This window comes from Hymenobacter jeollabukensis (assembly GCF_005771675.1).
In the GTDB taxonomy this organism is placed as follows: Bacteria; Bacteroidota; Bacteroidia; order Cytophagales; family Hymenobacteraceae; genus Solirubrum; species Solirubrum jeollabukense.
In genome coordinates, this window is sequence record NZ_VAJM01000010.1 from 143,841 (window position 1) to 162,365 (window position 18,525).

The following is an 18,525-nucleotide window of genomic DNA, read 5'->3' on the forward strand; positions in this document are numbered from 1 at the left end:
ATAACTACCCGAAGGGCATTAGGGTTTGGGGCGGCGTAATACTCGGACGCGGTAACTTGCCACTCCCAACCCTACCCGTCGCGCCATGCTGCTTCGCCTCTGCCTGCTGCTCCTGACCTTGCTCACGCTGCCTGCCACCGCGCCGCCGGAGCCCGGCCTGACCGAGCGCAACTTTCAGCCACTCTTCGACAAATACGGCCTGCGCGGCTCTTTGCTGCTCTACGACGCCAAGGCCGGCAAGTACGTGGCCTACAACCCGAAGCGCTGCCGGCAGGGCTTCATCCCAGCCTCCACGTTCAAGATTCCGAATACGCTCATCGGACTGGAAACCGGCGCGCTGCGCGACACGGCCGAAATCTGCAAGTGGGACGGCGTCAAGCGCAGTTTCCCGCAGTGGAATGAGGACATGACCTACGCCCGGGCCCTGCGGGTGTCGTGCGTGCCGTGCTACCAGCAGCTGGCCCGGCGCGTGGGCGTGGCCCGCTACCAGCAGCAGCTGCGCCGCCTCGGCTACCCCGGCATGCAGGTCACGGCCGCCACGCTCGATACCTTCTGGCTGGGCGGCCCCTCGCGGCTCACGTCGTTTGAGCAGATTGCCTTTCTGCGCCGTCTGCAGGCCGAAAAGCTGCCCGTGGCTTTGCGCCACCAGCGCGCCGTGAAGCAGCTGCTGGTGCTCCGCCAAACGCCCGCCTACACCTTCTGCGGCAAATCCGGCTGGCGCTTTCGCTCGGCCACGAACCGCGACATCGGCTGGTTTGTGGGCTGGCTTGCGCGCCCGGACGGCCGCACCATCTTCTTCGCCCTGAACGCCGAAACCCAGCCCGACCACGTAGCTGATGAGCGGTTTCAGACCGGCCGCCGCGCCATCGTGGAGCAGGCCCTGGCCGAGCTGGGCTGGATGCAGTAGGCGCGGCCTGCCACCGGCGGCGCTGGTATTGGCTCAATAAGGGCGCGGGCCCGGCGTTTTCGGCGGCGACCCCGCGAATGTCTACTTTGCACCTATGAAGTTTCTGTTGCGGCTGCGCGTTCTGCTGATGTTGCTCGGGCTGGCCTGGCCGGCGCGGGCCCAGCAGCCGCGCGCCGACGTGCTCATCCGCCACGGCCGCCTCTACGACGGCACCGGCAACGCCTGGACCTATGGCGACGTGGCCGTGCGCGCCGGCCGTATCGTGGCCGTGGGCCGGCTGGCCGCCGATTATCCCGCCGATACCGTCATCGACGCCAGCGGGCTGGCCGTGGCCCCGGGCTTTATCGACGTGCACACCCACATCGAGGACGACGAAGTGCGCCAGCCCACGGCCGACAACTTCCTCTACGACGGCGTGACAACGGTGGTAACCGGCAACTGCGGTTCCTCCCGGCTCGACTTGCGCCGCTACTTCCGCCTGCTCGACAGCACCCGCCTGTCCGTCAACGTGGCCTCGCTCGTCGGGCACGGCACGGTGCGCAAGGCGGTGATGGGCCGGGCCCGCCGCGCGCCCACCGAGGCCGAACTGCAGCGCATGGAAACGCTCATCGACTCGGCCATGCGGGCGGGGGCGGCAGGGATGTCGTCGGGGCTGATTTACGTGCCGGGCACCTACAGCCGCCTGCCCGAGCTGATCCGACTGGCCCGGGTGGCGGCGCGCTACCGCGGCCTCTACGCCACCCACATGCGCAACGAGAGTGACAGCGTGGCCTTTGCCGTGCTGGAGGCCCTGCGCGTGGGCCGCGAAGCCGGCCTGCCGGTGCAGATTTCGCACCTCAAGCTGGGCGGGCAGCAGAACTGGGGCCGCACCGCCGAGCTACTGAACCTCATCGAAACCGCCCGCCGCACCGGGCAGGAAGTCACCATCGACCAGTATCCCTACACGGCCTCATCGACCTCGCTGAGCACCCTGCTGCCCGACGACGTGCAGGCCGACGGCGCCGACTCGTTGCGCGCCCGCCTGCTGCGGCCCCGGGTGCGGGCAGCAGTGCTGCGCAGCATGGTGCGGCGCCTGCACGCCCGGCAGCTGCGCCACTTCAGCTACGTGGTGGTGGCCAACTTCCCGCCCGATACCACGCTCAACGGGCTGAGCGTGGAGGAAATCAACCGGCGGCGCAAGCGCCCGCACCGCGCCCGCGCCGAAGCCGCCACCGTGCTGGAACTGGTGCAGCAGCACGACGCCAGCGCCATCTTCCACGGCCTGAGCGAAGACGACGTGCAGCAGATCATGCGCTACCCGCACAACATGGTGGCCTCCGACGCCAGCATCCGGGTGTGGCGCGAGGGCGTGCCCCACCCGCGCGGCTACGGCTCCAACGCCCGCGTGCTCGGCCGCTACGTGCGCGAGCTGCGCGTGCTGCCGCTGGAGGAAGCCATCCGCCGCATGACCTCGCTGCCGGCCCAGACCTTCGGCCTGGTGGGCCGCGGCCTGCTGCGCCCCGGCTACGCCGCCGACATCGTGGTGTTCGACCCGATGACCGTGCAGGACCGCAGCACCTTCGCCCACCCGCACCAGTACTCGGTGGGTATGCGCTACGTGCTCGTCAACGGCCGCACGACGGTGTGGGAGGGCCGGCACGTGGGCACCCGCGCCGGGCTGGTGCTGCGCGGGCCGGGGGCCGCGGCCCCAGCTGTGCCCACCGGGGAAACCGGGGAATCCCGGCGGCGCTGAGGGGGCAGGGTAGGAGCTGGCGCCCTACACAACCACCCGCTCCAGCACCCTCCAGCCGTGGGCCGGCACCAGCAGGGCTTCGCCGGTGGCAAAAAGCAGCTGCTGGCCGCTGAACACGTCCTGCCAGGTGCCGGCGGCTGCTTCGGGCAGCATCAGTGCGGCTTCGGCGGCGTCGGTGTTGATGGCGCAGAGCACGGCGGCGGGGCCTTGCTCGCGCAGGAAGGCGTACTGCGCGGGGCCGCAGTCGAGGCGGCGGAAATGGCTGGTCACGTCGCCGTTGCGCAGGGCGGGGTGGCGGCGCTTGAGCTGCAGCAGGCGGGTGTAGAAGTCCTGCAGCGGGTAGGCCTGCCAGTCGATGGGGTCGTGGTCGAAGAACTGCAGGCGGCGGTTCAGGGCAGCTTCCTGGCCCGAGTACACCAGCGGCATGCCGGGCAGCAGCACCGTGAGCACGGCGAAGGGCCGGGCCAGGGGCCCCAGCCGCTCGTACTCGGTGCCGTCCCAGCTGTTCACGTCGTGGTTGCTGGTGAAGTGCATCAGGTACACCGAGGGCGGGTATTTGGCCCGCTCGGCCGCCAAATACTCATCGATGGCGTGCAGGGGCTCGTGGCCCTCGGCTACGCGGTCGAGCAGGTAGTGCAGGCGCAGGCCGAACGACATGTCGAAAGCCTTTTCCAGCAGCCGGGTGTCGGGGTTGAAGTCTTCCCAGCTCAGGCCGCCCGAGGGGTACAGCTCGTCCCACTCGGCCAGCATGAACACGGGCTTCACCGCGTCCAGCTCCGGCCGCGCCGCGTCCCAGAAGTCGGTGGGCACCAGCCCGGCCACGTCGCAGCGGTAGCCGTCGAGGTCGGCCGCGCGCAGCCAGTAGAGCAGCGCGTCGGTCATGTAGCGGCGCAAGGCGGGCTGGCGGTAGTCCAGGGCCACCACGTCGGTCCAGTCGGGCACGGGCGGCAGCAGGTTGCCACTCGCATCATGCTGAAACCAGTCGGGGTGCTCCGTGACCAGGGCGTTGTCCCAGCTGGTGTGGTTGGCCACCCAGTCGAGCAGCACCCGCAGGCCCAGGCCGTGGGCCGTCTGCACGAGGTGGCGCAGGTCGTCGAGGGTGCCGAATTCGGGGTTGACGGCGAAGTAGTCCCGCACGGCGTACTGGCTGCCGAGCGTACCCTTGCGCCCCACCTGCCCAATGGGGTGAATGGGCATCAGCCACACGATGCTCACGCCCATGGCCGCCAGCCGTGGCAGGTGCGCCTCGAAGGCCCGAAACGTGCCCTCGGGCGTGAATTGGCGCAGGTTGACTTCGTAAATGGTGGCCTGGGCGGCCCACTCGGGGTGGCGCACCTGGAACAGGTGCTGGTCGGGGTGCGGCGGAAGCTGGGGCACGGCAGCGGCTTTCGGGGAAGACGGAAACAACGAGCCCCCGTGTACGCAAAACCGGCGGGCAGGGCCGCGGCTTTGGTCGCCGCCGCCGAGCCCTGCGGCTAGGTGCGGATGACGTCGGTGTCCACCGGCACGTAGCCCAGCTGCCGGCTCATGCTCAGCACCTGGCCCTTGTGGTGGAACTCGTGGGTGATGACGTGGGTGAACAGCTGCAGGGGCGTGAGCGGCAGCGGGGCGGGGCGGCCGGGCACCGCCAGCAGCTCGGCCTGCTGCTCGCGGCCCGCCGCGTGCGCCAGAAAATCCAGCATCAGTTGGTCGACGAGGGCGAAGCAGGCGCGCACGGCGGCCACGTCGGGCACGGCGGCCACATCGAAGTAGGTGCGCGGGTGCTGCCGGGCCACCACGCCCAGCCAGTGCCGGTAGGTGTTGGCCGTGTGCACCAGCAGGTCGCGGATGTTGCCGTCGTTGAAGGCGGGCAGCGGCACCACGAAATCGGCCGGGGCCAGGGTGGCGCAGTAGTCGAGCAGGGCGCCGCGGGCGCTCTGCACCAGGGCGTATTGGTCGCGCAGGATGGCGTGCATGGCGGTCGGAATAATTAGTTGGGCCCGCGCTCCAGCACGCGGTAGCCGTGGGGCGGCACGGGCAGGGTGGCGCCGGGGGCCAGGGTGTAGGTTTGGTCCGCGAAGACGTCGCGGTAGTCGCCGTGCCAGGCGGCGGGCACGGGCAGCTCGCGCAGCTCCGAGCCCAGGTTCACGGCCACCAGCACGGCCTCGGGGCCGCCGGCGCGGTGGCGCACGAAGGCGTACACGTCCTTATCGGCGGCGGGCAGGCGGGTGAGCCGCCCGCAGGCGTCGCCGTTGGCTAGGGCGGGGTTGCGCTTCTTGAGCTGCAGCAGGCGGGTGTAGAAATCCTGCAACGGGTAATTGCCCCAGGCAATCGGGTCCTTGTCGAAAAACTTCAGCCGCTTCCGCAGGGCCGCTTCCTGGCCCGAGTACACCATCGGGATGCCCGGCAAGGTGGCGGCCAGCACGGCCTGGGGCTGCACGTCGGGGCCCAGCCGCTCGTACTCCGAGCCGTCCCAGCTGTTGATGTCGTGCGAGGTGGTAAACGTCATCAGGTAGCTGGTGGGCGGGTACTTGGCCCGCTCCACCCGCAGGTACTTATCCACGGCGGCCACCGGCTGCTGGCCGCGGGCCACGCTGTCGAGCAGGTAGCGCAGGCGCAGGGCGTAGGTGGCGTCGAAGGCTTTTTCGAGCAGGCCGGTGTTGGGGTCGAACTCGCCGTGCCGGAGAAAGGGCGGGTCGTGCAGCTCGTCCCACTCGGCCAGCATGAATACCGGCTTGATCTTCTCCAATTCGGCCCGGGAGCTGTTCCAGAAATCGGTGGGCACCAGGCCGGCCACGTCGCAGCGGTAGCCGTCCACGTCGGCCTCGCGCACCCAGTAAGCCAGGCTTTCGGTCATGTACCGGCGCAGGCCGGGCTTGCTGAAATCGAGGTCGATAACGTCCTGCCAGTCGGCCACCGGCGCCACGAACTGGCCCTGCGGGTTGCGCGTGAACCACTCCGGATGCTCCCGGGCCAGCTTACTGTCCCAGCTGGTATGGTTGGCCACCCAGTCGAGGATGACGTGCATGCCGCGCCGGTGGGCCTCAGTCACGAGGTGGCGCAGGTCGTCCAGGGTGCCCATTTCGGGGTTCACGGCCCGGTAGTCGCGCACCGAGTAGTAGCTGCCGAGCGTGCCCTTACGGCGCTCCTGCCCGATGGGGTACACCGGCATCAGCCACAGAATGCCCACGCCCATCTTCTGCAGCCGCGGCAGGTGGGCCTCAAAGGCCCGAAACGTACCCTCCGGCGTGTACTGCCGGATATTGACCTCGTAGATGCTGGCCTGCCGGGCCCAGGCGGGGTGACGGATGGTGTATTGCGGCGGGGCTGCCGGGCACGTCGTCAGCGCCGACGGGACCTTTTCCGGGCCCGATTGGGAATGGCAGGCCGGCAGCAGGGCCGCTGCCAGCAGGCCGGCGGCAAGGGACAGGAGGGCGGTGGGGCGCATGGCCTAAACATACGCGTTTGCCACGGCCGTTGCCGCTCCAGCGGGCATGAATAGAAAGCAATCAGGCCGTCAAACGGAGCGCAGCCGAAGCATTTGAACAGTATAAAAAGCCCGTCATGTTTCGACGACATGAGGTTCTGAACGAAGGTCGTCCCGCGTCAGCGGAAGTCGCGCAGGCGCTTTTTGCTCAGCTCGTAGCTCAGGATGGCCGGGACGTAGAAGGTCACGTCGGCCAGCAGCTTGGCCAGCAGCACGCCCCCGGCGAAATGGCCCAGCCACAGCGGCAGGTAGTACATCAGGGCAGGGCGGATGACCAGCGAATCGGCCAGCTCGGCTACGCCGAATTCCACCAGCAGGGCGCGCACGTTGCGGCCGAACGTGGCCCAGTCGTAGCCCCGGCCGGCGGCGCGGCGCTGCTGCCGGGCCCGGTGCATGTCGGTGAGCAGGATGGTGCCGAAGTAGAGCACGTTGCCGGCCCAGGTGCCCGCCAGCGCCGCCGTCACGCGGCTGTGCGTCAGCCACAGGGCCACCCAGGCCCCGACCAGCGTAGCCAGCAGCGACAGGATTTCGGCCGGCAGGTAGCGGCGCAGCCACTCGCGGAGCTTGCGTTTCATGGGCGGAGCATTTCAGAGCGCGAACCAGCCCACTACGAAATACAGGAGCAGCAGGGCCGCAAACGCCGCCGCCAGCGGCAGCACCGCCCGGCGCGGCACCAGCAGCGACACGGCCACGTAGCCCAGGCCGGTGTAGCGCCCGGCCAGCTCCAGCACCCGGATGTTGTAATCGTAAAACCAGCGGCTGAGGGGCGCAAAGCGGCGGCGCTCCACCGTCAGCGCGCCGATCAGCAAAGCGGCACCCAGCACCAGCGGACCCCCGAGGCGGGGGCGGCGCAGGGCCAGCACCAGCAGCCAGCTCAGGGGCGCGAGTAGGCAGTACACCAGGATATTCAGCTCCGGGTAGCTCAGGCCCGTCGCGCGGCAGGTGGCCACGAACACCCGCACGATGTCGTCGAACAGCTGCTGCATGGCGGCTCAAGGCTGGGGTGGCAGCACCACCAGGCGCTGCCGCTGCCCGGCCAGCTCGGCCCAGTACACCCCGCCGGGCACCGGGCGGTTCTGCGCGTCGCGGGCGTCCCAGGCCAGGGTGTGGGCGCCGGTGGTAGCGTCGGTGGGCATGGTGCGCACCAGCGTGCCGCGGCTGTCGAGCAGGCGCAGGGTGGGGGCGGGGCCGGGCCGGTGCACGGTGTAGCGCAGCGTGGTGCGGCCGCGCAGGGTACGCTCGGTGGGCGCTTCCAGCGTCAGCGCGTCGGGGTCGAGGTGGCGGGCGGGCGTGCGGTCGAGGCGCAGGCCCTGCACCGTCAGGCTGGCGCGGCGACTGGCGTCAGTCAGCGTGAAGCGCAGGTGCAGGGTACGAGTGGCCGCGTCGTAGTGCCAGGCCTCGGCCGGCAGGGGCTGCCCGGCCAGCAGCACGGCCGCGGGGGCCACCGACACCCGCGGCAGCAGCAGCTCAACGACCCGCCGCGTGGGCGCGGCTCCGGGCGGCGTAAGCCCGGTGAGCGTGGCCGTGATGCGGGCCTGCGCGCCGGCCACGACGCCCTGCAGGGTCAGCAGCTGGTAGGCGGCGGGTGCGGCAGTGTGGCCGTCGTCGTCGTACACGGTGAAGGAGGTGGTGCCGGCGGCGGGGTCGGCAAAATACTGTACCTGCAGGGTGTCGGGACGGTAAAGGGCGGTGCTGGGGCGGTAGCGCGTGAGGGGCACGAAGGCGCCGGCCCGCACCAGCAGCGGCAGGTGGTGCAGCGGGGCCGGGCGGCCCACCGTCTGGCCGCCGGGCAGGGTTTCGTGCGAGTCGAAGTCTATCCAGGTGCCGGCGGGCAGCACCACGTTGCGGCGGCGTTGCCCGGGCTGCAGCACCGGGGCCACCAGCAGGTTGGGACCGAGAAAGAACTGGTCGTTGACGTCGGCCAGGGCTGGGGCGTTGTCGCGCCGAAAGGCCTGGCGGCGGTTGGCGCGCAGCTTTTCGGCGCCCCAGGCGCTGGAGGCGGTGGTGCTCCAGCTCCAGGTGGGCGCGGCGGGCGGCTGGGCGCGGGCCGCGTCGGGGCGAGCTTCTGCGCTCATGGCCGCCGTATCGGCCTGCCAGTTGCCCGTTTCCTGCCAGGCATCGGCCAGGCCCGCCGCCAGTTCCTCCGCCGACAGGCCTTGCTCGACGTCGGCCTGCACCGCCGTTGCGCCATAATTCAGGGGGCGGGCCAGCGGGGTGCCGGTCTGCGCGTTTTCCCAGGCCAGGGAGTAGAGGTAGGGCAGCAGGCGGTAGCGCAGGTGGGTGTAGGGGCGCACGGCGGCCTGGGTGGCGGGCGGCCACTGGTAAGGCTCCGGGGGCACCTCGGGGCCGCCGTGGGGGCGCAGAATGGGCCCGAGGCTGGCCATCTGCAGCCAGCGCGTGTACAGTTCGGGGTCGGTGGGGCCCACGCCGAAGCCGCCCGCGTCGGAGTGCATGTAGCCGACCCCGCCCAGGCCCAGGCTGAGCATGATGGGCACCTGCGCCTGCAGGCCCGACCAGGACCGGTTCACGTCGCCCGACCAGGGAAACACGGCATGGCGCTGCACCCCGGCCCAGCCCGAGCGGGCGAGGTTGAACAGGCGCTCCTCGGGGTAGTGGCGGGCGTAGCCCTCGCTCAGGATGCTGGCCCACCGCTGCCCGTAGCCGTTGTGGATGCGGCGCGTCGGGCCGGCGTCGTAGTGCATGTCAGCAGGCTGGTTTTCCGGCTCGCCCAGGTCGGTCCACCAGCCGGCCACGCCGTCCTGCTTCAGCCGGGCGTACTGCTCCCACAGCCAGCGGCGGGCGGCGGGGCGGTACATATCCAGCAAGGTGGCGGGCCCGGCCCAGAAAGATGCCACGGTGTAGGGCTGCCCGGCCGCGTCGCGCCCCACCAGGCCCTGCCGGCGCACCAGCGCGTCGTTCAGGGAGCTGCGCATCACGTAGGGCTCCGAAATCAGCAGGGTCTTGATGCCGAGCGAGTCGAGGCGGCGGGTCAGCCGGCGCGGGTTGGGGAAGCCGGCGGGCGCCCAGCGGAAGTCGCCCTGCTGCCGGGTGCCGCCAAACCAGTAGAGGTCGAGCACCAGCGCGTCGAGCGGAAAATCGGCCTGGCGCATGCGGCGCGCTACGTGCAGCATTTCGGCCTCCGATTTGTAGCCGAAGCGGCTTTGCAGCAGGCCCAGGCCCCAGCGCGGCGGCAGTGGCTGCCGGCCGGTGAGGGCGGTGTAGCGGCTCAGAATTTCGGCGTAAGAGTCGCCGGCCACGATGAAATAAGCCACGCTGCGCAGCCCCTCGCCGCGGTATTCGAGTACGGTTTTATCCGTCGCGCCCAGGTCGAGGGTGCCGGGGGCGTAATGGTCGAAAAAGAGCAGGTAGCCCCGGCTGCTGAGCACCGTGGGCAGGGTCAGGTTCAGCGTCGGCTCGCCGTTCTGGTAGCCGTAGTGGGCTTCGTTGTAGAGGGTGAGCCGGCGCCCGCGGCGGTCCAGGGGCAGGGCCCGGGAGCCGGTGCCGTAGAGGTGCTCATCGGGCTGAAGCCGGAAGCTGACGCCGGTGCCGCCCGCCCCGCCGAGCTGCTCGAACGCGCCGCCCGCTTCGGTGAGCAGCGCCTCCTCGCTGCGGGCACGCTGGTAGCTGAGGTGCAAGGGCGTTTTCTGCACCGTGACGAGGCCGCCGCAGCCCAGGTCCCAGGTCAGCTCCGTCGGGGTGGCAATGATGCCCTGGCAAATCAGGTTGCCGTATTTGGCCACTTCAGCCGGTCGGGGCGGACCGTCGCAGCCGGGGTTGCAGGCGTCGGCCGGGCGTTCGGGCTGCGGCGCCTGCACTACGCTCAGCGACGAATCGGGCCGCACGGGCTGGCCGGCGGGATAAAACTCCACCCGCACCACGCCCTCGGCCCAGGGCCGTACGCGCAGGGTGCCGCCGTCGGTGCTGCGGATGGTGAGGGTGCCGTCTTGGTACGAGTGGCTGCGGTAGCGGCCGAGGGCGCGCGTCGGCACCGGCGTTTCGCGCCGCCCGAATGGGTCCTGACTGGGCGGGCCGCCGCCTTCGCGCTGGGCCAGCGCGGGCGTGCTCAGGGCGGAAAGCACCAGCAGGGGCAGCAGGCGGCGGATCGGCGGTGTGGGCATCGGGCGAGTGGGAAGGCGTGGGGGCAAAATACAGGCTTTTGGGAGTAGTAACGGATGGGCTCAGGAAGGCGGAAACCTCGACGCGCCGGGCCCTTTCGACGGCCTGGCGGCTCGCGCCCCGGGCCGCGGCGTGAAACATTTTGCGCCGGATTGCTGTCCTGCTAAGCTGACGAGCCCTGCGGGGCCGCCCGTAGACCGAGCGTATATGCGAATTTTTCTGTGGTGGGGGCTGCTGAGTGCGGGGCTGCTGGCGGCCGGCCCGGTCGCCGGCCAAGTCCTCGAGGCCGAGCGGCTGGTGGTGCCCGACAGCCTGCACCGCTCCGCCGCGGCGCCCCCCGAAACCGACCTGCCCGACGTGCTGCGGCGGGTTTTTCCGCGCCTCATCCCGCCCCGCGACACCACACCGCCCGCGCCCGGCCACAAGTACATCGTGGTGCTGCCGGTGGTGAGCTACTCGCTCACCACGCGCGGGCTGGTGCAGCTGACCAGCAGCACCGCCTTTCGGGAGGAAGACGCGAACATGTCGAGCCTGGTGGCGGCGCTGACTTACACCCAGAACCGGCAGCTCATCCTGAACGCGACGCCATCCATCTGGACCACCGGCAACCGCTACAACCTGGTGGGCGACTGGCGCCTGATGCGCTACCCCCAGGCCACCTACGGCCTGGGCATGCACAACCGCCCCGCCGACGCGGTGCAGATGAGCTACGACTACCTGCGCATCTACCAGAGCGTGCTGCGGCAGCTGCGCCCCAACCTCTACGCCGGCCTGGGCTACCAGCTCGATTACCATTGGGACATCCGCAGCGAGCGGGCCGCGCAGCCGGTCAGCAGCGTGTCGGAGTACCGGGCGGGGGTGCGGGGGCGCTCGGTGTCGTCGGGCCTGGCCCTGACGGCGCTGTACGACTCGCGCGGCAACGCCATCAACCCGCCCGCCGGCGGCAGCTACCTCAGCCTGCAGCTGCGCCCCAACCTGCGTCCGCTCGGCAGCGACGCCGCCTACCAGTCACTGCTGGTGGATGCGCGCCAGTACCTGCGCCTGCGTTCCGGCTCGAAGAACGTGCTGGCCTTGTGGACCTACAATGCCTTCGTGTTCGGCCGCAACGCGCCCTACCTCGACCTGCCCAGCACCGGCTGGGACATGTACAACAACACCGGCCGCGGCTACATTCAGGGCCGTTTTCGGGGCCAAGGCCTGCTCTACACCGAGGCCGAGTACCGCTTCGGCATCACCCGCAACCGCCTGCTCGGCGGGGTAGTGTTCGTCAATGCTCAAAGCGCCTCGGAGCCCGGTGGGCACCGCTTCGAGCAGGTGGCTCCGGCCGGGGGCGTGGGCCTGCGCTTGAACATGAACAAGCTCTCCCGCACCAACCTCACCGTGGACTACGGCGTGGGTCGGCAGGGCTCCCGCGGGCTGTGGTTCAACTTCGGGGAAGTGTTCTGAAACGGGCTGGCGCCGGTTTAGCGACCCGAAGGGAGCGTAACCGGTGCCTGAAACAAAGCAGGTTTTCAACCTGCGTAGCACGGTGCCGCCTCGAGGCCGTTCAGGAAGTTAAAAGCACGTCAGGCTTGATCTGGCGTCCGCTGGTCGAATCAGGACGCCCTGATTCAATTTCCGGGGACTCCCTAAACAGCTTCACCGGCTAACCGGCCTGGGGCGTTGCCGCAGGCTGAAAGCCTGCCTGATGGTGGGCACCGGTTACGCTCCCTGCGGGTCGCTAAACCGGCGCCAGATCGGCGGGAATTTACGCGGGCGCTTTGGCCAGCTCGGTAGAAGCTACCAAGGACGCCGAGGGGAAAAATGCGGCCGGCAGGCAACCCCGCCGGCCGCCGTAGCGAGTACAAGGCAAAACCTCTTCCCGCGGGCCGGCAACCTAGCGCCGGCGTGCTGCCCGGCAGCGAGTGGCGCGTCGGCAGCGGCCCCTGGCCGCTTGCGGCTGACTCCAGGCGCCCCGGAACGGTTTTTTAGGCTGCTGACCGGTGCATCGGTTGGCCGCTCCACTCCCCGTTCACGGCTGATTCCAGGTGCCCGGTGCCTAGTTGCTACCGCTGTGCCCAGGCCGTCCGGCCCGTTGCCCGGCATTCCGACCTCCTTACCCCCAACCATGAAAAACCTCGCGAGCCTGCTGCTCGTGCTGACGGGCCTGAGCGGCGCGGCGGCCCAGGCACAAACCAAGTTCCAGACCCAGGCGGCCACCATCAGCTTCTTTTCCTCCACGCCCATCGAGGACATTGCCGCCAAAAGCCTCCGGGCCAGCGCCCTGGTCGATGCGGGCACGGGGCGGCTGGCCTTCAGCGTGCCCATTCGCTCGTTCACGTTTCGCAACGGGCTGATGCAGGAGCACTTCAACGAAAACTACCTGGACTCGGACAAGTACCCCAAGGCCACCTTCGCCGGCACCCTGCTGAATTGGAGCGCCGCCACGCTGGCCGCCCCCGGACCGCACCCGGTGCAGGTAGAGGGCAACCTGACCATTCACGGCGTGACGCGCCGCGTGCGGGTGCCCGGCACCCTGGAGCAGCAGGGCAACCGCCTGCTGCTCAACGCCCGCTTCAGCGTGCAGCCCGCCGACTACCGCATCGACATTCCGGCCCTGGTGCGCGACCATATTGCCAAGACGGTGGAGGTGAACGTGGCGGCCGGCTGCGTAGCCGCGCCCTAACCGGCGTGGCCGCAGCGGCCTTAGCGGATTGCGGCGCCTGCTGCCGAATGCACGCGGTGCAGCGTTAGCACGCCGGGAATGGCGGCGTGCTCGGGCAGCTGGCCGCTGCGGGCAAAATCAGCCCAGAGCTGCCGCAGCTGCTGCCCGGCCTGGTCGATTTCGGCCCAGTCGGCGCGGCCGAGCAGGGGTAACCGGGCCCAGGTGGCTTCGGCGCCCAGCAGAAAGGGTAAATCGACGGTGTGGGCGGCTCCGAACGCGCTGCCGGGCGCCTGGTAAGTGAGGGTGAAGCGGTAGGTACGCCCGCCCGCCGCGGCGTGGCGCCGGGCAAAGGCCTCGGCCGGGGCGCCGTAGATGCGGCGCGACACCTGCTCGACCAGCAGGCGCACCGCCGGCCGGCCCAGCACCGGCACGCGGCTCAGCCACTGAAATTTCGGGTCGATGACGGCGAAGAAGCGCACCTCCTCCGCCGTGGTGCCGATGAGCACGTCGACGCGGGCCGCGGCGGCGTGCCAGGCCGCGTCCAATTCGGCTTCGGGCGGCAGCGGGTCGGCGCCGTACTGGGTGCCGAAGGGCATGCCGGCTTTCAGGCCAAAGCGCCGGGCAGCCCGCCAGGCCTGCGGCTCGCGGGCCAGCACCTCGGCCGGCGTAGCCGCCTCGGCGAAGGCACCCACGGCGGCCGTCATGGCCCGGGTGAGCGGGGCGCGGCCCGCGGCCAAGCCCAGCGGCGCGCTGTGCAGAATGACGCGCCGAAACAGCCCCGCGGCGCCCCGCGCTACCAGCAGGTGGGCCGCCGCGTCGCCGCCGGAGGAATGGCCGAGCAGGGTTACGCAGCCAGCGTCGCCCCCGAAGGCCGCGATGTTGCGCTGCACCCAGCGCAGGGCTTCCAGCAGGTCGAGCAGGCCCAGGTTGGGCGGCGTGCCGCCCTCGCTGCCCAGAAAGCCGAACAAGCCCAGCCGGTACGTCACGGCCACCACCACTACGCGCTGCTCGGCCACCAGCCGGGCGGGGTCGTAGAAGGGCAGGTCGCCGGCGCCGGTCACGTAGGAGCCGCCGTGAATCCACACCAGCACCGGCAGTTGCTCGGCGGGCCGTCGGTCGGCGGGCGTAGTCACGGAGAGGTGCAGGCAGTCCTCGTCGAAGCGCGCCCCGGCCCAGAAGTCGCCCAGGGCCTGTGTCAGCAGCTGGTCGGGCGCCTGGGGGCAGGCCGGACCGGGCTGCTGCGCCAGGATGGGTTCGGCGGCGGGCGGCGCGGCTACGGGGCGCTGAAAACGGCCGGCGCGGGCGTAGCGGATGCCCTGGGCGCGCAGCACGGCGCCGTCCAGGCGGCCGATGATGCGGCCCGCGGGGGCGTCGAAAACGGGCGGTGGTGGAATGGTCATGCGGAGAAGGGCCAGCTCGGAGCGCAACGGGGCAAACAGGGATTGGTGTGTAGGCCCCTCAACCGTTGCCATCCGGCTTAAGTTGCTAGATCAGTACCCCGCCGCCGTATCGTCGCCGCGCGGGTCGGCGCCGCCGCGCAGGGTGCCGTCGGGCTGCCGCTCGATGGCGTCGATGCGGCCCCAGGCACCGCGCGGGTTCAGCTTATAGCCCCGGCGCTGCAGCTCGGCTTCGGCGGCGGGCGTGAGAGCGCCGGCTTCCACGTCGATGTGGTCGGGCAGCCACTGGTGGTGCAGGCGCGGGGCGGCCACGGCCTGCTGCGGGTCCAGGCCGTAGTCGAGCACGTTCAGCGTGGCCTGCAGCACCGAGGTGATGATGGTGCTGCCGCCGGGCGTGCCCACCACCAGGCGCAGCTTGCCTTTCTCCGTGATGATGCTGGGCGTCATCGAGGAAAGCATACGCTTGCCGGGCCCGATGGCGTTGGCTGCGCCGCCGGTCACGCCGTAGGAGTTCGGCACGCCGGGCTTGACGGAAAAATCGTCCATTTCGTTGTTGAGCAGGAAGCCCGCCCCGGCCACCACTACTTTCGAGCCGTAGGCCCCGTTGAGCGTGGTGGTGCAGCTCACCGCGTTGCCCGTGGCGTCCACGATGCTGTAGTGCGTGGTCTGGTCCGACTCGTAGCCCGGCAGCCCGGCGCCGGCCGCCACCTGGGCCGAGGGCGTGGCCCCACTGCCCGGCGTGACGCCCGCCATGCGCTGCTTCAGGTAATCGGGCGCCAGCAGTTGGGCCACCGGCACGCGCCCGAAGTCCGGGTCGCCGAGGTAGGTGGCGCGGTCGGCGTACACGCGCCGCTCGGCTTCGGTGATGAGGTGCACGGCCTCGGCCGAGTGCCAGCCCAGCCGGCGCAAATCGAAGGGCTCCAGCATTTGCAGCAGCTGCAGCAGCGCCACGCCGCCCGAGGAGGGCGGGGGCATGCTGATGACTTCGTATTGGCGGTAGCGGCCCCGCAGCGGGGTGCGCCACCTGGGCTGGTACTGGTCGAGGTCGGCCTGGGTGATGAGGCCGTTGCCGAGCAGCATTTCCTGAATGATCAGGTTTGCCGTCGGGCCCGCGTAGAAACCTGATCGGCCCGCGTCGCGGATGCGGGTGAGCGTAGCCGCCAGCTGGGGCTGGCGCAGCGTGTCGCCGGCATGCCAGTCCACGTCGAGCAGGTGGCCGCCTTCGGTGTAGCGCACGTAGGGCGCCGCGCCCTCGGCCTGGGCCGCGAAAACGCCCACGACGGGAAACCCGGCCGGCAGCTCGTTAGTGGTAAAAAAGACCTGCCGGTTGGCGTTGAGCCCGGCGGCTTCCTTCTCGGTGAGCCTAACGCCTTGCGTGGCCAGCTCCACGGCTGGCTGCACCAACTCGCGCCAGGGCAGCTTGCCCAGCTTCTGGTGCAGCTCCCACATGCCCGCCACCGTGCCCGGCACGCCCGCGGCCAGGTGGCCCCGGGTGCTCAGGTCGGGAATGACGTTGCCCTGCTTATCCAGGTACATATCCCGCGAGGCCTTGGCCGGGGCCGTTTCCCGGAAGTCCAGCGCGCCCACCGCGCCGTCGGCCCCGCGGTACACCACGAAGCCCCCGCCGCCGATGTTGCCGGCCGCGGGCAAACACACGGCCAGCGCAAACTGCACGGCCACCGTGGCATCGTAGGCATTGCCGCCCCGGCGCAGCACCTCCAGCCCGATGCGCGTGGCCTCGGGGTGCGCCGACACGACCATGGCCTGCCGGGCCGTGACGGGCACCGTGGCGGCGGGTAGGGGAGAAGCAGTGGGAACAGCGGTAGTAGCCGGGGCCGCGGCGCGCTGGCAGGCCGGGGCCAGCCCGAGCAGCGCAATCAGCCCGAGCGGGAGCAGGGAACGGTGGAGCATATGCAGCCAAGATACGGCCGCTGGTGTTGTTGTCTGCAATGAGCAATTATCAATGACCAATGAGCAATTGTCGGTTGATAGTATGCCCGCCCGCTGCGAATTGCCCAGGGTGCTGCTCATTGGTCATTGCTCATTGATAATTGCTCCATGCGCCACCGTTACTGCCCGCCGTTGTTTGCCCTGGCTTCGCTGATCTGGCTGCCCGCCGCGGGCAGTGCGGGTCAGGCCCTGCCGCCCAACCTGCTGCTCGACGATACCTTCGACGACAACCGCCAGGGCTGGCGCACCGGCCGCACCGACAACGGCAGCTTCAGCCTGGAAGGCGGCACTTACCGGCTGCAGAATCAGCAGGCCGTGAGTCTGACCTTCCAGCCGCTGCCGCTTAACACCGCCGCCGACTACGCCCTCGAAGCCACCGTGCAGCAGCGCGGCGCGGGCCGCGGCGGCCTGTACTGGGCCGCCGCCGACGAGGACAACGGCAACGTCTTCGCCCTCGAAAACGACGGGCGCAACGTGGTTATCGGGCGCTGGCAGAAGGGCAAGTGGGAGGAGCTGCACCCCGCCGCCGCCCTGCCCGGCGCCGCGGCCGGCGCCGCCCACGTGCTGCGCGTGCTGGTGCACAACGGCGCGGCCAGCTACTTCGTCGACGGCCGGGAAGTGTGGACGCAGAGCGCCGCCCGCACCTTCGGCACCGGCGTGGGGCCCTACGCCAGCCGGGCCACCGAGCTGCGCCTCGACCGCCTGCGCGCCTGGCACGTGGCCCGCATCCGCCTCGCCCCCGACGTGCCGCTGACCCTGGAGCGCACCGCCCTCGGCGCCGCTATCAACGAGCCGCGCACCCGCGAAACCAGCCCGCGCGTGAGCCCCGACGGCCGGCAGCTGTACTTCGCCCGCGACGTGCAGCCGGGCCAGCCGGGGCAAAACCTCGACATCTTCGTGGCCCAGCGCCAGCCCGACGGCCGCTACGCCGAAACGCGCAGCCTGGGCTTCCCGCTCAACAACGAGGGCAACAACGCCGTGGAAAGCATCACGCCCGACGGCAACACGGCCCTGCTGATGAACCTCTACCAGCCCGACGGCCACCCCCGCCCCGAGCGCGGTGCTTCTCTGGCCCGCCGCCGCCCCGACGGGCAGTGGGGCGTGCCCGAGCCGGTGCGCTTCCGCGCCCTGCCGCCCGCCGCCCAGCGCGCCGACTACTTCCTGGCCGCCGGCGGCACCACCATGCTGCTGGCCCTCGATGCCCCGAGCCACCCGCAGAAGTGCGACCTGCTGGTGAGCCACCTCACCCCGCGCGGCGACTGGACCGAGCCCAAGCCCCTCGGCCCGACCATCAACACGCCCGGCGACGACTACGCGCCCTTTCTCGCCCCCGACGGCAAGACGCTGTACTTTGCCTCGGGCGGCCACCCCGGCTTCGGCGGCGACGATATTTTCGTCTCGACGCGGCTGGACGAAACCTGGACTAAGTGGAGCGAGCCGCTGAACCTGGGCCCGGGTATCAACACCCTGCAGGACGACGGCTATTTCAGCGTCACGGCCGCCGGCGACTACGCCTTCCTGGTGGGCACCAACGAAGAGGGCGACTACGACCTGTTCCGCGTGACCCTGCCGCCCGCCCTGCGCCCCAAAGCCACCGTGCTGCTGCGCGGCCGGGCCGTGGACGCCCGCAGCGGCCAGCCGCTTACCGTCGCGGCCGACATCAAGGTGGAGCTGCTGCCCAAAAACGCGCCCGCCGGCCAGGCCACGGCCGCCTCGGCCGGTAAGTTTCAGCTGACCTTGCCCGGCGGCGCCAGCTACCTGCTGCGCGCCTCGGCGCCCGGCTACTTGCCCGTGACGCAGGAGCTGGACCTCACGGCCAGCACCCAGTACGGCGAAATCAGCCGCGACCTGCCGCTCACGCCGCTGTCGGCCGGGCAGCGCATGGCGCTGAACAACCTGTTCTTCCAGCAGAGCAAGGCCGACATCCTGCCCACCTCGCGCCCGGAGCTAGACCGCCTCGTGCAGGTGCTCAAGGACAACCCGGAGCTGAAAATCCGCCTCGAAGGCCACACCGACAACCAGGGCGACCCGAAACTGAACGTGAAGCTCTCCGAGGAGCGCGTACAGCATGTGCAGCAGTACCTCGTGGCCCAGGGCATTGCGGCCGGGCGCCTGCAAACTATCGGCTACGGCGGCGCCAAGCCCGTGGCGCCCAACGACAACGAGTACAACCGCCGCAAAAACCGCCGCGTGGAGCTGGTGGTGCTGGAGTAGCCGCTGGGCTGATTCGGGTGAATGGTAAGCCCAAAAGGCCGTCATGCTTCGACAAGCTCAGCATGACGTTTACTACCGGGCATCAGCACGCGAGATGTC

At 70.2% G+C, this 18,525-nt stretch carries 13 protein-coding genes; 5 read left to right on the forward strand and 8 right to left on the reverse strand.

Translation table 11 applies throughout. From position 1 onward, the window contains the following. Window positions 1-85: 85 nt before the first annotated feature. Together blaOXA and FDY95_RS18840 are read left to right on the forward strand one after the other, a co-directional pair. Window positions 86-907, forward strand: a complete 822-nt coding sequence (gene blaOXA, locus FDY95_RS18835) for a class D beta-lactamase (protein WP_138080076.1) — start codon at window positions 86-88, stop codon at window positions 905-907. A gap of 94 nt (window positions 908-1,001) precedes the next feature. Continuing rightward, complete coding sequence (locus FDY95_RS18840) at window positions 1,002-2,639, forward strand: N-acyl-D-amino-acid deacylase family protein (protein WP_138080077.1); 1,638 nt, start codon at window positions 1,002-1,004, stop codon at window positions 2,637-2,639. A gap of 24 nt (window positions 2,640-2,663) precedes the next feature. Here FDY95_RS18840 and FDY95_RS18845 read toward each other — a convergent pair whose 3' ends face one another. The 6 genes from FDY95_RS18845 to FDY95_RS18870 all read right to left on the reverse strand — a co-directional run bounded on the left by FDY95_RS18845 (window position 2,664) and on the right by FDY95_RS18870 (window position 10,223). Continuing rightward, complete coding sequence (locus tag FDY95_RS18845; RefSeq protein WP_212744923.1) at window positions 2,664-4,016, reverse strand: alpha-amylase family glycosyl hydrolase; 1,353 nt, start codon at window positions 4,014-4,016, stop codon at window positions 2,664-2,666. Window positions 4,017-4,114: 98 nt separating this feature from the next. Continuing rightward, complete coding sequence (locus tag FDY95_RS18850; RefSeq protein ID WP_138080078.1) at window positions 4,115-4,594, reverse strand: DinB family protein; 480 nt, start codon at window positions 4,592-4,594, stop codon at window positions 4,115-4,117. Window positions 4,595-4,608: 14 nt separating this feature from the next. Then, the gene (locus FDY95_RS18855; protein WP_212744924.1) at window positions 4,609-6,066 is read right to left on the reverse strand and encodes an alpha-amylase family glycosyl hydrolase; all 1,458 of its coding nucleotides are present in this window, start codon (window positions 6,064-6,066) and stop codon (window positions 4,609-4,611) included. Window positions 6,067-6,224: 158 nt separating this feature from the next. Beyond that, the gene (locus FDY95_RS18860) at window positions 6,225-6,680 is read right to left on the reverse strand and encodes a hypothetical protein (RefSeq protein ID WP_138080079.1); all 456 of its coding nucleotides are present in this window, start codon (window positions 6,678-6,680) and stop codon (window positions 6,225-6,227) included. Window positions 6,681-6,692: 12 nt separating this feature from the next. Further along, window positions 6,693-7,091 (reverse strand): hypothetical protein, encoded by a 399-nt coding sequence (locus FDY95_RS18865; RefSeq protein WP_138080080.1) that lies wholly within the window; start codon window positions 7,089-7,091, stop codon window positions 6,693-6,695. 6 nt (window positions 7,092-7,097) lie between these two features. Then, complete coding sequence (locus tag FDY95_RS18870) at window positions 7,098-10,223, reverse strand: TIM-barrel domain-containing protein (protein ID WP_138080081.1); 3,126 nt, start codon at window positions 10,221-10,223, stop codon at window positions 7,098-7,100. Between the two features lie 205 nt (window positions 10,224-10,428). Between FDY95_RS18870 and FDY95_RS18875 the strand changes: the two genes are divergently transcribed. Together FDY95_RS18875 and FDY95_RS18880 are read left to right on the forward strand one after the other, a co-directional pair. Beyond that, the gene (locus tag FDY95_RS18875; RefSeq protein ID WP_138080082.1) at window positions 10,429-11,667 is read left to right on the forward strand and encodes a BamA/TamA family outer membrane protein; all 1,239 of its coding nucleotides are present in this window, start codon (window positions 10,429-10,431) and stop codon (window positions 11,665-11,667) included. Window positions 11,668-12,328: 661 nt separating this feature from the next. Further along, window positions 12,329-12,886 carry a YceI family protein gene (locus FDY95_RS18880; protein ID WP_138080083.1) on the forward strand — a complete coding sequence of 186 codons (558 nt, stop codon included), beginning with the start codon at window positions 12,329-12,331 and terminating at the stop codon, window positions 12,884-12,886. A 20-nt stretch (window positions 12,887-12,906) separates the two neighbouring features. Here FDY95_RS18880 and FDY95_RS18885 read toward each other — a convergent pair whose 3' ends face one another. Together FDY95_RS18885 and ggt are read right to left on the reverse strand one after the other, a co-directional pair. Further along, window positions 12,907-14,265, reverse strand: a complete 1,359-nt coding sequence (locus FDY95_RS18885) for a carboxylesterase family protein (protein ID WP_138080084.1) — start codon at window positions 14,263-14,265, stop codon at window positions 12,907-12,909. A 90-nt stretch (window positions 14,266-14,355) separates the two neighbouring features. After that, entirely contained in the window at window positions 14,356-16,173 is a 1,818-nt protein-coding gene (gene ggt / locus FDY95_RS18890) for a gamma-glutamyltransferase (protein ID WP_138080085.1), read from the reverse strand. A 147-nt stretch (window positions 16,174-16,320) separates the two neighbouring features. Here ggt and FDY95_RS18895 point away from each other — a divergent pair, with 147 nt between their 5' ends. Next, window positions 16,321-18,426 carry an OmpA family protein gene (locus FDY95_RS18895; RefSeq protein ID WP_138080086.1) on the forward strand — a complete coding sequence of 702 codons (2,106 nt, stop codon included), beginning with the start codon at window positions 16,321-16,323 and terminating at the stop codon, window positions 18,424-18,426. Window positions 18,427-18,525 lie beyond the last annotated feature (99 nt).

Excerpts from the sequence above, each read along its gene's own strand:
- blaOXA (WP_138080076.1), top strand. The coding sequence starts at position 86 with ATGCTGCTTCGCCTCTGCCTGCTGCTCCTGACCTTGCTCACGCTGCCT.
- FDY95_RS18840 (WP_138080077.1), top strand. The coding sequence starts at position 1,002 with ATGAAGTTTCTGTTGCGGCTGCGCGTTCTGCTGATGTTGCTCGGGCTG.
- FDY95_RS18850 (WP_138080078.1), bottom strand. The coding sequence starts at position 4,594 with ATGCACGCCATCCTGCGCGACCAATACGCCCTGGTGCAGAGCGCCCGC.
- FDY95_RS18855 (WP_212744924.1), bottom strand. The coding sequence starts at position 6,066 with ATGCGCCCCACCGCCCTCCTGTCCCTTGCCGCCGGCCTGCTGGCAGCG.
- FDY95_RS18860 (WP_138080079.1), bottom strand. The coding sequence starts at position 6,680 with ATGAAACGCAAGCTCCGCGAGTGGCTGCGCCGCTACCTGCCGGCCGAA.
- FDY95_RS18865 (WP_138080080.1), bottom strand. The coding sequence starts at position 7,091 with ATGCAGCAGCTGTTCGACGACATCGTGCGGGTGTTCGTGGCCACCTGC.
- FDY95_RS18870 (WP_138080081.1), bottom strand. The coding sequence starts at position 10,223 with ATGCCCACACCGCCGATCCGCCGCCTGCTGCCCCTGCTGGTGCTTTCC.
- FDY95_RS18875 (WP_138080082.1), top strand. The coding sequence starts at position 10,429 with ATGCGAATTTTTCTGTGGTGGGGGCTGCTGAGTGCGGGGCTGCTGGCG.
- FDY95_RS18880 (WP_138080083.1), top strand. The coding sequence starts at position 12,329 with ATGAAAAACCTCGCGAGCCTGCTGCTCGTGCTGACGGGCCTGAGCGGC.
- FDY95_RS18885 (WP_138080084.1), bottom strand. The coding sequence starts at position 14,265 with ATGACCATTCCACCACCGCCCGTTTTCGACGCCCCCGCGGGCCGCATC.
- ggt (WP_138080085.1), bottom strand. The coding sequence starts at position 16,173 with ATGCTCCACCGTTCCCTGCTCCCGCTCGGGCTGATTGCGCTGCTCGGG.
- FDY95_RS18895 (WP_138080086.1), top strand. The coding sequence starts at position 16,321 with ATGCGCCACCGTTACTGCCCGCCGTTGTTTGCCCTGGCTTCGCTGATC.